Below are 14,388 nucleotides of genomic sequence, written 5' to 3'. Positions count from 1 at the left end.
GAACTAGAAATGAAAAAGTGGGTATTTATTTCTCTTTTTATAGCATGCACAGTATGTGTAGGCTTTTATATATCACCGTTATTTCAAAAGGAAATCGACGTTAAAATTGTCGGAAAAGATGAGCTAGTAAAGGCGGCAAACACCGAGAGGAAAGAGATTACAAAGGAACAAATTTATAAGGGCGATTTATTATTAGTTAACAAAGATTACCCAGTTAAAAAAGATAGTATTAGGTCTGATATTATAAATTTAAATCATAATAGTGAATTAGTGAGAGGCTATGTAATATTTGATAGAAATCTTCGTTTATCAAAGGATGTTGTGAAAAAGTTTTTGAACGTTGTCGATGCGGCTGGAAAAGAAAGTGTTAACCATTTTTTGATTAGTAGTGGTTATAGAGATTTCCAAGAGCAAAAACAGCTATATGAAAAAATGGGATCTGATTATGCGCTTCCAGCAGGATACAGTGAGCATAATTTAGGCTTATCACTGGACGTTGGGTCTACTCAAAAGAAAATGGAGAAAGCCGCTGAAGGAAAATGGATTGAAGAGAACGTATGGAAGCATGGCTTTGTATTACGTTATCCGAAAAATAAAAGTAACATTACTGGAATTCAATATGAGCCATGGCACATCCGTTATGTCGGCCTACCTCATAGCGCAATTATGCAAAAAAAGAATTTCACGCTAGAGGAATATTTAGATTTCTTAAAAGAGGAAAAAGAGATTTCGACTGAAGTAGAAGGTAAGAAATATACTGTTTCTTATTATAAAGTTTCTGGGAATATGAAAGTGAACGTCCCAGCAAATAAGCAGTATGAAATTTCTGGGAACAATATGGATGGGGTTATTGTGACGGTTCAGGAATAGGGAAAAAGGCTGTGCCATTTGGGACAGTCTTTTATTATATAAAGAGGGAATTGCCGTTCTTTGCCGTACTATCAATATTTTTGGGAGCCCTTTTTTATTTACAATTAAACATTATAACGTTATATTTACTTCTCCCTTTTTTTATGTTACGCTAAACGTGTGAAAGAGATATAAAATGAAACTTTAATGTAAGCGTATTCTTATGGCTTCTTATAGAAAAGGGTGGAAATACAATGACAGAACGATTCGTACTACGTAATGTGAGACGTGTGAACGGGGAAGAGATTGACATTGTAATTGAAAATAATAAAATCGCACAGGTGACGAAAGCTGGTGCTGGCGAGGGTGGAAAGGTTCTTGATTACTCTGGTACTTACGTATCGAGTGGTTGGATTGATTTGCACGTTCATGCTTTTCCAGAGTTTGATCCGTATGGCGATGAGGTGGATGAAATTGGCGTTAAGCAAGGGGTAACGACAATTGTTGATGCGGGTAGCTGCGGAGCTGATCGTATTGCAGATTTAGTATTAAGTAGAGAGCAGGCGAAAACGAATTTATTTGCCTTTTTAAATATTTCTCGCATCGGTTTGAAACGAATTGATGAATTATCCAATATGGAATGGATCGATAAAGAGAAAGTAATAGAAGCAGTAGAAAAGTATAAAGATGTAATCGTTGGGTTAAAAGCGAGAATGAGTAAAAGTGTCGTGTGTGACAGCGGAATTGAACCGCTACATGTGGCGCGCTCTTTATCTCGCGAAACATCATTGCCGATTATGGTACATATCGGTTCAGCGCCTCCACGTATAGAGGAAGTTGTACCTCTTTTAGAAAAAGATGATGTAATTACACATTACTTAAACGGGAAAGAAAATAATTTATTTGATGAAGAAGGCAAACCGCTACCTGTGTTGTTAGATGCAGTGGAACGTGGTATTCATTTAGATGTTGGGCATGGTAATGCTAGTTTTTCTTTTAAAGTAGCAGAAGCAGCGAAGCGTTATGGTATTGCGCTTAATACTATTAGTACAGATATTTACCGGAAGAATCGTATACATGGTCCAGTTTACAGTATGGCTAACGTTCTTTCGAAATTCCTTTACTTAGGTTATCCGCTAGAAGAAGTAATTGATGCGGTTACGAAAAATGCAGCAAAATGGCTTAAGAAACCAGAGCTTGGCCGCATTCAAGAAGGAGATATGGCAAACTTAACTTTGTTTACGGTTAAAGATGAGAAGGTTACGTTAATTGATTCAGAAGGGGATCAGGGCATTGCTGAAAGAAGAATTGATACAAAAGGGGTTGTAATTAATGGGTCATTCATTGAATGCTAAGTATGGATTAAAAAGAGTTATTAATGCGAGCGGTAGAATGAGTATTCTAGGTGTATCTGCTCCTACAGATACGGTAATGGATGCGATGAAGTATGGTGGACAAAATTATGTAGAAATTGCAGATTTAGTAGATAAAGCAGGAGACCATATTGCTAGCATTTTAGATTCAGAGGCAGCAGCCGTTGTAAATTCAGCGTCGAGCGGAATCGCACTTTCTATCGCAGCAATTGTGACAGAAGGAAATCGTCGTAAAAGTGAAAGACTTCATCAAGAAGTAATCGCGAAAAACGAAGTAATTATGCTGAAAGGTCATAACGTTCAATACGGTGCTCCTGTTGAAACGATGGTGTATTTAGGCGGAGGTAAGTTAGTTGAAGTCGGTTACGCAAATGAAGGGAAAGCAGAGCATATTGAAGATGCAATCGGTGAAAATACAGCAGCGATTCTTTATGTGAAATCCCATCATGCAGTGCAAAAAAATATGATTTCTGTTGAAGAAGCGTGGGAAGTAGCGCAGCGAAATAACATCCCACTTATCGTCGATGCGGCAGCTGAAGAAGATATTCAAAAATATGTGAAGTATTCAGACCTGGCCATTTATAGCGGTTCAAAGGCAATTGAAGGACCTACTTCCGGTATTGTCGGCGGTAAACGAAAATATATTGAATGGCTGAAAGTGCAGTTACATTGCATCGGACGAAGTATGAAAGTTGGGAAAGAGACGACTTTCGGTTTACTTCAAGCTCTTGATGAGTACGGAGTAAAAGTAGATAAGAGTGAACAAGAAAAAGAATTGCTACAAGTACTTATGCCACTGAAAGAGTTAAATGGTGTAAATGTAACGATCGTTCAAGATGAAGCGGGAAGAGCAATCTTTAGAGCACGTATTCATATTAACGAGAAAGAGTTAAATAAATCGGCAAAAGACGTTGTGACTGAATTACGCGGCGGGGAAATTGCAATTTACACACGTGATTACGGAGTAAGACAAGGATTCTTTGATATCGATCCACGTCCGCTTCAAGGTGATGACATACATGTAATTGAAGAAAAAATGAGAGAAATTGTAGGGGGAAACTAAAATGACAAACATTCAAAAACGTTTTTATAAAGGCCGCGTAGCATTAAATGTATTAGCGAACAATACCCGAAATGCGAAAGATATTTTTGAAGCAGCAGAAGGTTATGTAGTAGTTGGTGTGTTATCAAAAGATTATCCAACAGTAGAAGAAGCAGTTACAGCGATGAAAGCATACGGAAAAGAAATTGAAGACGCTGTATCAATTGGACTAGGAGCAGGAGATAATCGTCAAGCAGCAGTTGTAGCTGAAATTGCGAAGCATTATCCTGGTAGTCATATTAACCAAGTGTTCCCTTCAGTTGGAGCAACGCGCGCAAATCTTGGCGGAAAAGATAGCTGGATTAATAGTTTAGTATCACCAACAGGAAAAGTAGGTTACGTAAATATTTCTACTGGTCCAATTAGTGCGGCTGGAGAGGAAAAAGCAATCGTTCCAATTAAAACAGCAATCGCACTTGTACGTGATATGGGCGGAAATTCATTGAAGTACTTCCCAATGAAAGGTTTAGCTCATGAAGAAGAATATCGCGCAGTTGCGAAAGCTTGTGCGGAAGAAGGATTCGCATTAGAGCCAACGGGCGGAATTGATAAAGAGAACTTTGAAACAATTGTACGCATTGCATTAGAAGCAAACGTAGAGCAAGTTATCCCGCATGTGTACTCTTCTATTATTCATAAAGAAACTGGTAATACGAAAACAGAAGATGTTCGTGAATTATTAGCAGTCGTGAAGAAGTTAGTTGATCAATATGCGTAAGAAAATTGCAGCATTTGGTGAAGTAATGATGCGCCTGCAAGTGTCAGGGTATGAATTGCTGTCGCAAGCAAACACATTAAATTACTCATTTTCAGGCACAGGTGTGAACGTTGCAGCCGCACTTTCTCATCTAGGGCATGAAGGTTTTCTTATTTCAACTTTACCTGAAAACTCAGTTGGAGATGCAGCGGTATCGCACATTCAAAAACTAGGGATTCAAGCACCGTTTATTTCAAGAGGCGGTAAATATGTTGGAATGTATTTTTTAGAAAATGGATTTGGAGCACGCGCAAGCCGCGTTACATATTCGAACCGATTAGAAAGTAGTTTCAATACGGCATGTGAAGAGATGTACCAATTTGAAGAAATCGCAAAAGAAATTGATATCGTTCATTTTTGCGGGATTACCCTTGCGATGAATGATACTGTGCGTCATCATATGAAATCTTTGGCGAAGGCAGTTAAAGAAAATGGAGGCACTGTCGTTTTCGATTGTAACTATCGTCCATCGCTTTGGGGAGAAGATGGATATAAACAGGCAAAACCGCATTATGAAGAAATGCTAGAGCTAGCTGATATTGTAATGATGAACGAAAAAGATGCAATGTTCGTTCTTGGAATGAAAACAGAAGAGACAGAGCGAGAGGCACAACTTGTTGACCTTATTCCAAAAGTGGCTGAAATATATCATATCGCTACAATTGCTGGTACTCATCGATCTATTAATAGTGATAACACACACTCACTTCGCGGATTCATATGTAAAGATGGTGCGTTCACTTTTGCTAAAACACTTACGTTTTCTGTATATGATAGAATAGGTGCTGGAGATGCTTATACGAGCGGGATTATTCATGGCGAGATAGAAGAGTTTGCACCAGAGAAAGCTGTTTCATTTGCGTCAGCAGCTGGAATGCTTGCACATACAATCGTCGGTGATACGCCAATGTCATCAGAGAAGGATATACTTCGGGCAATGACGGCATCAGTAGGTGATGTAGAAAGGTAGTGGGTGTAACGGTGAACGTAACGAGAAGAAGAGGACCATTATATTTACAAATAAAAAATATTATTCGTGATCGAATATTGCATGGTGTATATGCGATTCATACGAATATCCCTTCTGAACCGCAGTTAGAAGAAGAGTTCAAAGTGAGTAAAATTACAGTGCGAAATGCAATTAAAGAGCTCGTTCAAGAAGGGTATTTAGAGAAGAAAAGCGGTAAAGGAACGAAAGTCATCCGTAATACTTCTGCGACAAAACTGTCAAAGGGTAAGAAATTTACTGAAGTGTTAGTGGAAGAAGGATATAAAGTACAAAAGAAATTGTTAAAGGCAGAGGTAGTTCATAATGAAGAAGGAACAGTGCCATTTCGATTATTCGGTAAGGAGAGTTTTCGTATTGAGCGCTTATATACGTTAAATGATGCGCCGTACATTCATTATACGCACTATTTCTCAGCACGAATGGCAAGTACAGATTTATCGGACTTCGACCTACAATCGCTTTACGATTTAGTCGAGGACCGAGGTATACATTTAGAAAACTTTAGAGATGAATTCGCTGTTGGACTTGCGCCTAATTTCGTTGCAGAAGCGTTAGATGAAACAGAAGGGACAGTGTTATTAAAACGTATGCGCTATTCTTACGATGAAGTTGGCGAAGTAATTGAATATAGCGAAGGCTACTATAATACGGAAATGCAGCATTACGTTGTAAATTATGATGTGTAAAAAGTGAAGAGGGACCAATTCCCTCTTTTTTTGTAAAAAAATTTCATATCGAAGGGGAATGGGATATGGATATATACTTATTAATCGTCACGTTAATTGCGATCGCAATTGTTATTTTAGGGGTATCATGGTGGAAATGGCATGCGTTTATTAGTTTAACAGTTGCTAGTCTATTTTTAGCTATTATGTCTGGGTTGAACTTGACCAAAATTGTTACTGCCTATGAAACTGGTGTTGGTAGTGTACTAGGGCATTTAGTTGGTATTTTGGCTCTCGGAACAATTTTAGGGAAAATGATGTCTGATTCAGGAGCTGGCATGCAAGTAGCAGATTTCTTCATTCGATTCTTCGGGGTGAAAAAATTACCTTGGGCAATGTTATTCGCCGGATTTGTTATAGGGATTCCAGTTTTTTTTGAAGTGGGAATCGTCATTTTATTACCACTTGTTATTTCAATTCGAAAAACAACGAAACAAAATATATTGTTAATTGCGTTACCTGTTATTGCCGGATTATCGATTGTACATGGCTTAGTGCCTCCGCATCCAGGTGCAATGACAGCAATTGGTATTTATAATGCGAACTTAGGAAAGGTACTATTGTATTCATTAATTATCGCATTACCAACAGCCATTATCGCAGGGCCTGTATTTGCAAAGTGGGTACATAAGCGAGTTATACCTGAAAATGAACCAGAACTTGTTCGTGTTACAACAGTATCTACTGATTTGCCAAGTCGTAAAGTTTCATTCTTTATCATTTTATTACCAGTAGTTTTAATGATTTTATCGGTAGTCGCACCATATATTTCATTACCGAAAGAAATGACGGAATTTTTAATCTTTATTGGAAGCCCAGTAATCGCTTTACTAATTTCATGTTTCGCAGCATTTTATTTGCTTGGCATAAAACAAGGAATCAATAAAAAGATGATAAAAAAATTAACAGATGAAAGTTTATTACCAGTCGGTTCAATTATTTTAATTATCGGCGCAGGTGGTGGATTTAAGCAAATATTAATTGAAAGTGGTGTTGGAACAGCCATCGCTCAAATGGCAGAACATATTTCATTATCACCAATCGTCTTAGCGTTCATGGTAGCGGGGTTAATCCGAATTGCAACAGGTTCAGCTACAGTAGCATTAACGACAGCAGCAGGAATTGTTTCACCGGTTATTCAGCACATGTCTGGTGTGAATTTAGAATTGCTCGTTATAGCAACAGGGGCAGGATCATTAATGTTTTCTCATGTAAATGATGCAGGCTTTTGGCTTGTAAAAGAGTATTTAGGATTAACAGTGAAGGAAACGTTTAAAACGTGGACTGTACTTGAGACATTATTATCATTTATTGCATTCGGCTTTGCTCTTTTATTAAATATGCTTCTTTAAAAGATACCTTAACAGGTATCTTTTTTTGCAGCCCTTTTCACGAAACAAGCCCGTTTTTAGGAAAGCCAAGCTTCCTATTCGCCCTGAAAACATAATATAAATGGAATCCCCTCATTTAGAACAAGAAGAACTTGTTATGAATGATACTAAAGGAGGAATAGAATAATGGGCGAACATTGTGAACACAGACATGATGATTGCGACCGCAGACGTGGTTGCGGAGGCGGTTTTGCGCTTCTAATTGTATTGTTTATTTTATTAATTATCATCGGTGCTAGCTGCTTCGGCGGAGGCGGTTATGGTGGCTACGGCGGTTCTTGTGGTTACGGCGGTTATGGCGGCGGCTATGGTGGATATTGCTGCTAATTATTAAAAACTATTGAAAATGGCCTTGTGCGTATTGCACAAGGCCATTTTATTCATGTTTTAATATGCTGTGATAATTTATTGGTGTAAAGAGAACGGATTAAGAAGAAGAAAATAATCTCGATAATCCCGAACAAAGTAAGTATAATCACTAATTCTTTTAATAAAGAGAAAGAAAACATGCTTTGTAAAAACTTAATCGCAAATATTGTATGAATACCAGCAACGATATAAGGAATGAAAAATAAAATCCCTAATTGAATCGTTGCAGAACGAAACATTTCTGATTCTGTTAAGCCGAGTTTTGTAATTGTAATGTACTTTTGTTTTTCAGTCGTTAAGTCATTATACATACGGAAGTATAAAACACTGGCTGCCCCGATAAAGAAAATAAAGCCGAGAAATGTCCAAATAAAGAAAGTAGCAATTGAATTTCCTTTACTGTAGTTTAGATCATCAGCAGCTGTATAAATATCAAATGGGGCGTTAGGAGCCGATTCTGGATCTTTATATGCCTTATAGAAGCTATCCGTATCATTCCTAATATGTTTTAACATATTTTTCGTCGGAACAATTGCATCTTCCCAGTTCTCAACGAAGTAGTTATAAACTATAGTCGTTTCAATATGAGGAATCATATTATCAAATACATAATCTTGTACAACAATTAAATGTGGGAAGAGAAAGGATGGTTCAATCCCTTTATTAATAAATCCTTTAATATGAAATTCCTTTTTATTGGATCCGAGTGTAATTGTATTTTGTTTTGCAAATGGATTTGATACAAGATTTAAGAGTTCTGGCGAGTACCGAGAAATAATATAAACTTGTGTAGAATCAAGGATTATTTCCGGCCGTTTTAACTGTTTCGCAAGTGTGTTATAGTCACTCATTTTCATAAGCGTAATGTCTTCTTTTAAAGCTGTGTCTTTTAACACTGTAAACTTATGCTTATCGTATTGAAAATTAGCGTTTGTAAGCTCTGTTTCAATTGTAGCAATGTGCTTTTGTTCAAATGAATTTTCACCTTTGGACGTATATGTGAAGGGGAAAGGATATCGTTCTAATATCGATGCTTTCGTATTATTATTAGCAGCGAATAACCCGGTAATAATTGTGAATGCAAGTGCTGACAACATAGAAACGATAAAGAGCACATTAATATTACTACGCGTACGGCTAGCTAAATCTGAAATCCATAACATGTTTATTTGTTTCATATAAAACTTTCTCCACTTTTTTAAGATAAAGATAAAGAGGAGAAACGTCTGTGAAAAGAATAAATATGTTCCGACTATTACGAGCGGTAAAATAGATAATATAATAAGGTATACAGAGCCGTTTTGTAAATTTTTTTCTGTTATATAGCTTTGCGGGTAACCGGCAATATAATAGCATAGCCCTAAACAAATTAAGGCAAATAATGAAATGAGTATAGACGGCCTTTTTTCGTCTTTTTCATTTTTATTATTTTTAATTAATCGAGTTGTTTTCCGAGTACGAATGAACATCGGTGTAAATGTAGAAACGATGAAAAATAAAATAATAAAAGTTACTGTTGTAACGATAATTGCTTCTGTTGGCCAATATAAATAGAGGCCTTTTGCACTTGTTAATTTAGAAGTAACGAGTAAGAAAAAGTTAGAAAATACAAGACCGCCTTGAATACCTGCAAAGATAGCGAGCATTCCAATTATCATGTTTTCAGTAAACAAAAGCCGCTTTAATTGTTTTTGAGATATACCGAGAACAGTTAAAATGCCAAATTGTTGTTTCCGTACATTTAAAAATGTTCCGATAGAATATAAGAGAAAGAAGAACGAGAACAAAACGATAACAAACTGTGCCATGCCAGCTAAGTTCATGAGTGGATCTCGTTCCTGCAATGTATTCATAATTTGTAACCGCGGATGATACGCGTATACAGTAAATGAAAAGAAAACCATAATAGAAAATGCACTACTTACAAAGTAAGCGAAATATGCTTTCGAATTACGCGAGACATTTTTAAATGCAAATTGCCAAAATGTCATCCACGTCTTCCTCCTAATAATGCTAAAACATCTAATATTTCTTGATAGAATTTTTCACGGTACAATCCGCGGTGTAGTTCATTGTAAAGCTCGCCGTCTTTAATGAAAATGACGCGGTTACAATAACTAGCTGCAAACGGATCGTGCGTAACCATTAAAATCGTTGCATCTTCTTCTTTATTTAACTTCGTAAATAGTTCCATTACATCGATAGCTGCTTTTGAGTCCAGGTTTCCTGTCGGTTCATCAGCTAGTAAAAGAGACGGGTGATGAATAACGGCACGTGCTACTGCGGTACGCTGTGCTTGTCCGCCAGAAACTTCAAAAATACGTTTATCCAAAATATGATCAATTCCAAGCTTTTTTGAAATGTTATCAAGCTTTTCATCCATTTCTTTTAATGGAACATTATCTAATGTTAAAGGTAGTACGATATTTTCACCGATTGTTAGTGTATCTAGTAGGTTAAAGTTTTGGAAAACAAATCCTAACTCTTGTCGGCGGAAAATAGCTAACTTCTCTCTACGAAATGTATGCGGTTTTTTTCCGCTAATAACGACATCACCAGAAGTAGGAGAATCAATTGTGGAAATAACGTTTAAAAACGTAGATTTCCCGCTCCCAGACGGCCCCATAATCGCAACGAACTCACCTTTATCTACGTGTAAATTTATATTTTTTAAAGCAGTATGAGGGACTTTTCCCTCATACACTTTTGAGACGTTTTTAATGTGTAATACTTCTTCCATAATAATCACCTTTCTATTCTTTAAAACTTAATATGTTGTGATAATTTTTGCATATAAAAGGAACGAATTAAAAGGAAAAATAGAATTTCAACAGTTCCGAAAATCATAAGTACGACTGTAATTTCAGCGAAGAACGAGAGATTTAATATATCTTGTAGCATCTTTGTCGCAAACATCGTATGGATGGATGCCATAATGTAAGGGACGAAGAATAAAATAGCGAGCTGAATTGTCGCTGAACGCTTCATCTCGGCTTCTGTTAAGCCGATTTTCGTAATCGTTATATACTTTTCTTGCTCATTTGTTAAATCTGTATACATTCGGAAGTAAAGAACACTGCCAGCACCAATAAAGAAAATAACGCCAAGGAAAGTTCCGATTAAGAAAACGGAAGCAACATTTAGTTTCTTGTTGTATAAAGAGCGACTTGCTTCACTTGCGTGGAACGGTGGATGTTCTGCTTGAATCGCCGCATTGTCGCTAGCGATTTTTGTTATAAATGCTGAACCAATACTATATGCTTTTTCCCAATCTGGAACTTTGAAGCTATATACACTCATTTGTTTCGAAATAGATGATAATGCTTCTACATTTTCATCAGATAGTACGATTAATTGAGGTACTAAACCAATTGGGAACGGGCTATAACTTGTATAGTCTTTCACCTGCAATGGTAAAGAGTTTTGAGTAAGTGTAAGAGTGTTTTTCTTTTCCTTATTATGAAGCGTTCCAATGACTTGAGCATCTAAATCTTTAATTAATATATAAGACTCGTCTTTATTCACTGTGAGAGTTTCCCAATTTAACGCCTTAGCCAGTATATTATAGTCACTTTGTTTAATGGCATAATAGAGCTGCGTGTTATCTTCAGCTGAAGATACTTCATATATATCTGTTTTATATTTTTTATAAGTAAAGTGCTCTTTATTAAATTTTTGCTCTAACCAGTTTAAATGCTCATCAGCTAACGTATTTTCAGTATGTGATAAATAAGTAAACGGGAAAGGATTTTGCCTAATTTCATCAAACTTTGTAAATTTCCCGAATCCATATAAGAATGTAATCATTGTAAAAGCGAGCGTCGATAGCATCGCTACAATAAAGAGCATGTTAATATTCGTTCGAATACGAGTTGCTAAATCAGAAATCCAAAGCATATTAATCCGTTTCATATAAAACTTTCTTCGTGTTTTCAATATACGAATGAGCAAGAAGCTAATTTGTGAGAAGAAGAAGTATGTTCCGGCTGCAATGAGAGACGGAATGACAAGTATACTAGAGATGATATATAAAGGCCCGATGATGTCACCTAGCGACATAAAATATAGCGGATTTGCTGCTAATACGTATCCGGATATTAAACATAGCGCACCAAATAAAGAAATAAGCACGGATGCTTTTCTTTCTTTTTGCTGTTTTCCTTCTTTTAAAAGTCGTACAGCTTTTCTCGTACGGATCAGCATCGGCGTAAAGGACGATACGAGAATAAAGAGTCCGAGAAAGATTACCGTTGTTAAAATAATAGCGGCTGTCGGCCAATATAAATATAAACCAGGTACATGTGTAATTTTGGCGGTAACTAATAAAAAGAACTGTGAAAAGACAAGTCCGAGTTGAATGCCAAAAAATATGGAAAGAACACCGATTAACATATTTTCTAAAAAGACGAGTCTTTTTAATTGTTGTTGGGATATGCCAAGTACTGTTAAAATTCCAAACTGTTTTTTTCGTACTTTTAAAAACGTCCCAATCGAGTATAGTAAAAAGAAAAATGAAAAGAACGCGATGACAACTTCTGAAATTGTCATTAATATGTTTAGAAAAAAATTAACGTTTGTCATATGCAATTTAGGATGGAATAAGTAAACTGCAAATGAGAAAAAGATGGCGATAGAAAACGCGCTGCTTACAAAATAGGCGAAATAAGCTCTGGCGTTCCGCGTCACGTTTTTAAATGCAAACTGCCAAAATGTCATTCTAAGCCTCCTAGTAGCGTGAAGAGGAAAAGGATACAAGAGATACCCTTTTCCTGTAATAACTTTTATAGTCTAACCATTCGTATACTCTGATAACTTTCGCATGTAAAAGGAACGAATGAATAAGAAAAAGATGATTTCAACTACGCCAAAAATAATAAGGACGGCTGAAATTTCTTTGAAAAGCGATAAAGCAATTACATCTTGAAGCATTTTTGTTGCGAATATTGTATGAATGGATGCCATAATATACGGAACGAAAAATAAAATACTAAGTTGAATTGTTGCAGAGCGTTTCATTTCAGCATCCGTTACGCCAATTTTTGAAATCGCTACATATTTTTCTTGTTCGTTCGTTAAATCGGTATACATTCTGAAGTAAAGAACGCTGCCTGCTCCAATAAAGAAAATGATTCCTAAGAATGTCCCAATCAGGAAGTATGAAGCACTACCTGATGTTATTCTATATAATGAGTCTGCTGATTCATAGGAGCGTATAAGAGGGCCTTCGTATTGGAATTCCTGTCGATCTTTTTGTATTTTTTTCATAAAATCACTAGCAATTTCATACGTCTTTTCCCAGTTTTGTACGTTATAATTGTACGCTGATACATGCTTTGTTGTACTTGGTAAGTTGTTTACAACAACATCGGGTAAAATTAAAGTTTGATATGAAAAGTTAGATGGAATGGCCCCTGCTTGTTCATAGCCCTTTACTTGTAATATCGTATTTGTGCTAGAAAGTGTAATGGATTTTCTATTGAAGCTTGGCTCAAATTGGCTGAATAAGGTGAAATAAGCGCTATCGCTTAAGACATATGCTTCGTTATCGCTCATGAATAGTTGTTTCATTCGCAGGGAAGCTGCAAGTTTATTATAGTCACTTTGTTTTATTGCATAGATGTCATTGTAAGTCGTTATACCTTCATCTTCTTTCAGTGGTGTTTCATATAAATCAGCTTCTATCTTTTTATAAGAGAAATTTTCTTTTTGTAACTGCTGTTCAAGCCAAGTTAAATGCTTGTTAGCAAAAGGATTTGCGTCATATGAAAAATAAGAAAATGGAAAAGGTGAACTTCTCGTAACATCTAGCTTTGTAAACTTTCCAAAACTATATAAAAACGTAATCATTGTAAAAGCTACAGTAGATAGCATTGCTACAATAAAAAGCATATTGATATTCGTTCGAATACGACTTGCTAAATCCGAAATCCAAAGCATATTAATCCGTTTCATATAAAAATTTCTTCTTTTCTTTAAAATATAAATAAGTAAGAAACTAATTTGAGAAAAGAAAAAATATGTCCCAATTGTAACAAGTGCTGGAATCACAAAAATACTTGAAACCATATATATAACGCCTACTTGCGGGTTTATTGAGAAGAAATATTTAGGGTTTGCAGCTAAAATATAACCACCTAATAAACAGATAGCACCAAATAGAGAAATGGATATGGATGGTTTTCTTTCTTTTTGTTTTACATTGTTTGTATTTAAAAGGTGCACTGCTTTTTTTGTTCGAATAAGCATTGGTGTGAATGCAGATACAGCGATAAAGAGACCAAGAAACACAATCGTTGTTAAAATGAAAGCATTCGTAGGGATATATAAATATATCCCTGGTACGTGCGAAATTTTCGCTGTCACTAATAAGAAAAATTGCGAAAAAACAAATCCAAACTGCATGCCGAAAAAGATAGATAAAATACCAATTAACATATTTTCTGTAAAAACGAGACGATGTAATTGCTTTTTCGATATACCTAAAATGGTTAAAATCCCAAATTGTTTTTTTCGAACTTTTAAAAATGATCCGATTGAATATAGTAAAAAGAAGAAAGAGAACAATACAATGACAACTTCTGAAAAAATCATTAATCCTGAAATTTCAGAGATCATACTGAAATTTTGTAATTTCGGATGGAATAAATAAACGGCAAACGAAAAGAAAACAGCAATTGAAAAGGCACTGCTTAAAAAGTAGGCAAAATAAGCCCTTGAGTTGCGCGTTACATTTTTGAATGCGAATTGCCAAAATGTCATAATAAGTACCTCCCGATAGAAGGCCAATATGTAGTTTTATTGCAAAAAATGTAT

Annotated in this window: 12 protein-coding genes; 8 read left to right on the top strand and 4 right to left on the bottom strand. The window is 35.9% G+C overall.

The features are described 5' to 3' along the window. Positions 1-9 precede the first annotated feature (9 nt). From LUS72_RS24115 to LUS72_RS24080, 8 genes are all read left to right on the top strand, one after another. Positions 10-870, top strand: coding sequence for a M15 family metallopeptidase (locus LUS72_RS24115; protein ID WP_097829524.1), 861 nt, complete (start codon positions 10-12; stop codon positions 868-870). A gap of 233 nt (positions 871-1,103) precedes the next feature. Beyond that, entirely contained in the window at positions 1,104-2,204 is a 1,101-nt protein-coding gene (locus LUS72_RS24110; RefSeq protein WP_264448371.1) for an amidohydrolase/deacetylase family metallohydrolase, read from the top strand. Further along, positions 2,182-3,285, top strand: a complete 1,104-nt coding sequence (locus tag LUS72_RS24105) for a DgaE family pyridoxal phosphate-dependent ammonia lyase (protein ID WP_264448370.1) — start codon at positions 2,182-2,184, stop codon at positions 3,283-3,285. The genes LUS72_RS24110 and LUS72_RS24105 overlap by 23 nt, the downstream gene beginning before the upstream one ends. 1 nt (position 3,286) lies before the next feature. After that, positions 3,287-4,042, top strand: coding sequence for a 2-dehydro-3-deoxy-phosphogluconate aldolase (gene dagF / locus LUS72_RS24100; RefSeq protein ID WP_264448369.1), 756 nt, complete (start codon positions 3,287-3,289; stop codon positions 4,040-4,042). Continuing rightward, positions 4,035-5,051: a sugar kinase gene (locus LUS72_RS24095; RefSeq protein ID WP_264448368.1), complete on the top strand. Its 1,017-nt coding sequence runs from the start codon at positions 4,035-4,037 to the stop codon at positions 5,049-5,051. The genes dagF and LUS72_RS24095 overlap by 8 nt, the downstream gene beginning before the upstream one ends. Further along, positions 5,051-5,776, top strand: coding sequence for a GntR family transcriptional regulator (locus LUS72_RS24090; RefSeq protein ID WP_264448367.1), 726 nt, complete (start codon positions 5,051-5,053; stop codon positions 5,774-5,776). The genes LUS72_RS24095 and LUS72_RS24090 overlap by 1 nt, the downstream gene beginning before the upstream one ends. Before the next feature lie 65 nt (positions 5,777-5,841). Beyond that, on the top strand, positions 5,842-7,167 hold the full coding sequence (gntP, locus tag LUS72_RS24085) for a gluconate permease GntP (RefSeq protein WP_097829530.1): 1,326 nt from the start codon (positions 5,842-5,844) through the stop codon (positions 7,165-7,167). A gap of 165 nt (positions 7,168-7,332) precedes the next feature. Then, positions 7,333-7,533 carry a YjcZ family sporulation protein gene (locus tag LUS72_RS24080; RefSeq protein ID WP_097829531.1) on the top strand — a complete coding sequence of 67 codons (201 nt, stop codon included), beginning with the start codon at positions 7,333-7,335 and terminating at the stop codon, positions 7,531-7,533. A 53-nt stretch (positions 7,534-7,586) separates the two neighbouring features. Here LUS72_RS24080 and LUS72_RS24075 read toward each other — a convergent pair whose 3' ends face one another. The 4 genes from LUS72_RS24075 to LUS72_RS24060 form a co-directional block, all read right to left on the bottom strand. Continuing rightward, on the bottom strand, positions 7,587-9,566 hold the full coding sequence (locus tag LUS72_RS24075) for an FtsX-like permease family protein (protein ID WP_097829532.1): 1,980 nt from the start codon (positions 9,564-9,566) through the stop codon (positions 7,587-7,589). Continuing rightward, positions 9,563-10,315, bottom strand: coding sequence for an ABC transporter ATP-binding protein (locus LUS72_RS24070; RefSeq protein ID WP_097829533.1), 753 nt, complete (start codon positions 10,313-10,315; stop codon positions 9,563-9,565). The genes LUS72_RS24075 and LUS72_RS24070 overlap by 4 nt, the downstream gene beginning before the upstream one ends. A gap of 20 nt (positions 10,316-10,335) precedes the next feature. Continuing rightward, positions 10,336-12,291: an FtsX-like permease family protein gene (locus LUS72_RS24065; RefSeq protein WP_097829534.1), complete on the bottom strand. Its 1,956-nt coding sequence runs from the start codon at positions 12,289-12,291 to the stop codon at positions 10,336-10,338. 72 nt (positions 12,292-12,363) lie between these two features. Then, positions 12,364-14,334, bottom strand: a complete 1,971-nt coding sequence (locus tag LUS72_RS24060) for an FtsX-like permease family protein (RefSeq protein ID WP_097829535.1) — start codon at positions 14,332-14,334, stop codon at positions 12,364-12,366. Positions 14,335-14,388: the final 54 nt, after the last annotated feature.

Origin of the sequence: Bacillus cereus, from assembly GCF_025917685.1 — a bacterium.
Lineage (GTDB): Bacteria > Bacillota > Bacilli > Bacillales > Bacillaceae_G > Bacillus_A > Bacillus_A cereus_AT.
This window is presented reverse-complemented; position numbering and strand designations above follow the sequence as displayed.

Excerpts from the sequence above, each read along its gene's own strand:
- LUS72_RS24115 (WP_097829524.1), top strand. The coding sequence starts at position 10 with ATGAAAAAGTGGGTATTTATTTCTCTTTTTATAGCATGCACAGTATGT.
- dagF (WP_264448369.1), top strand. The coding sequence starts at position 3,287 with ATGACAAACATTCAAAAACGTTTTTATAAAGGCCGCGTAGCATTAAAT.
- LUS72_RS24060 (WP_097829535.1), bottom strand. The coding sequence starts at position 14,334 with ATGACATTTTGGCAATTCGCATTCAAAAATGTAACGCGCAACTCAAGG.
- LUS72_RS24095 (WP_264448368.1), top strand. The coding sequence starts at position 4,035 with ATGCGTAAGAAAATTGCAGCATTTGGTGAAGTAATGATGCGCCTGCAA.
- LUS72_RS24080 (WP_097829531.1), top strand. The coding sequence starts at position 7,333 with ATGGGCGAACATTGTGAACACAGACATGATGATTGCGACCGCAGACGT.
- LUS72_RS24065 (WP_097829534.1), bottom strand. The coding sequence starts at position 12,291 with ATGACATTTTGGCAGTTTGCATTTAAAAACGTGACGCGGAACGCCAGA.
- LUS72_RS24105 (WP_264448370.1), top strand. The coding sequence starts at position 2,182 with ATGGGTCATTCATTGAATGCTAAGTATGGATTAAAAAGAGTTATTAAT.
- LUS72_RS24110 (WP_264448371.1), top strand. The coding sequence starts at position 1,104 with ATGACAGAACGATTCGTACTACGTAATGTGAGACGTGTGAACGGGGAA.
- gntP (WP_097829530.1), top strand. The coding sequence starts at position 5,842 with ATGGATATATACTTATTAATCGTCACGTTAATTGCGATCGCAATTGTT.
- LUS72_RS24070 (WP_097829533.1), bottom strand. The coding sequence starts at position 10,315 with ATGGAAGAAGTATTACACATTAAAAACGTCTCAAAAGTGTATGAGGGA.
- LUS72_RS24075 (WP_097829532.1), bottom strand. The coding sequence starts at position 9,566 with ATGACATTTTGGCAATTTGCATTTAAAAATGTCTCGCGTAATTCGAAA.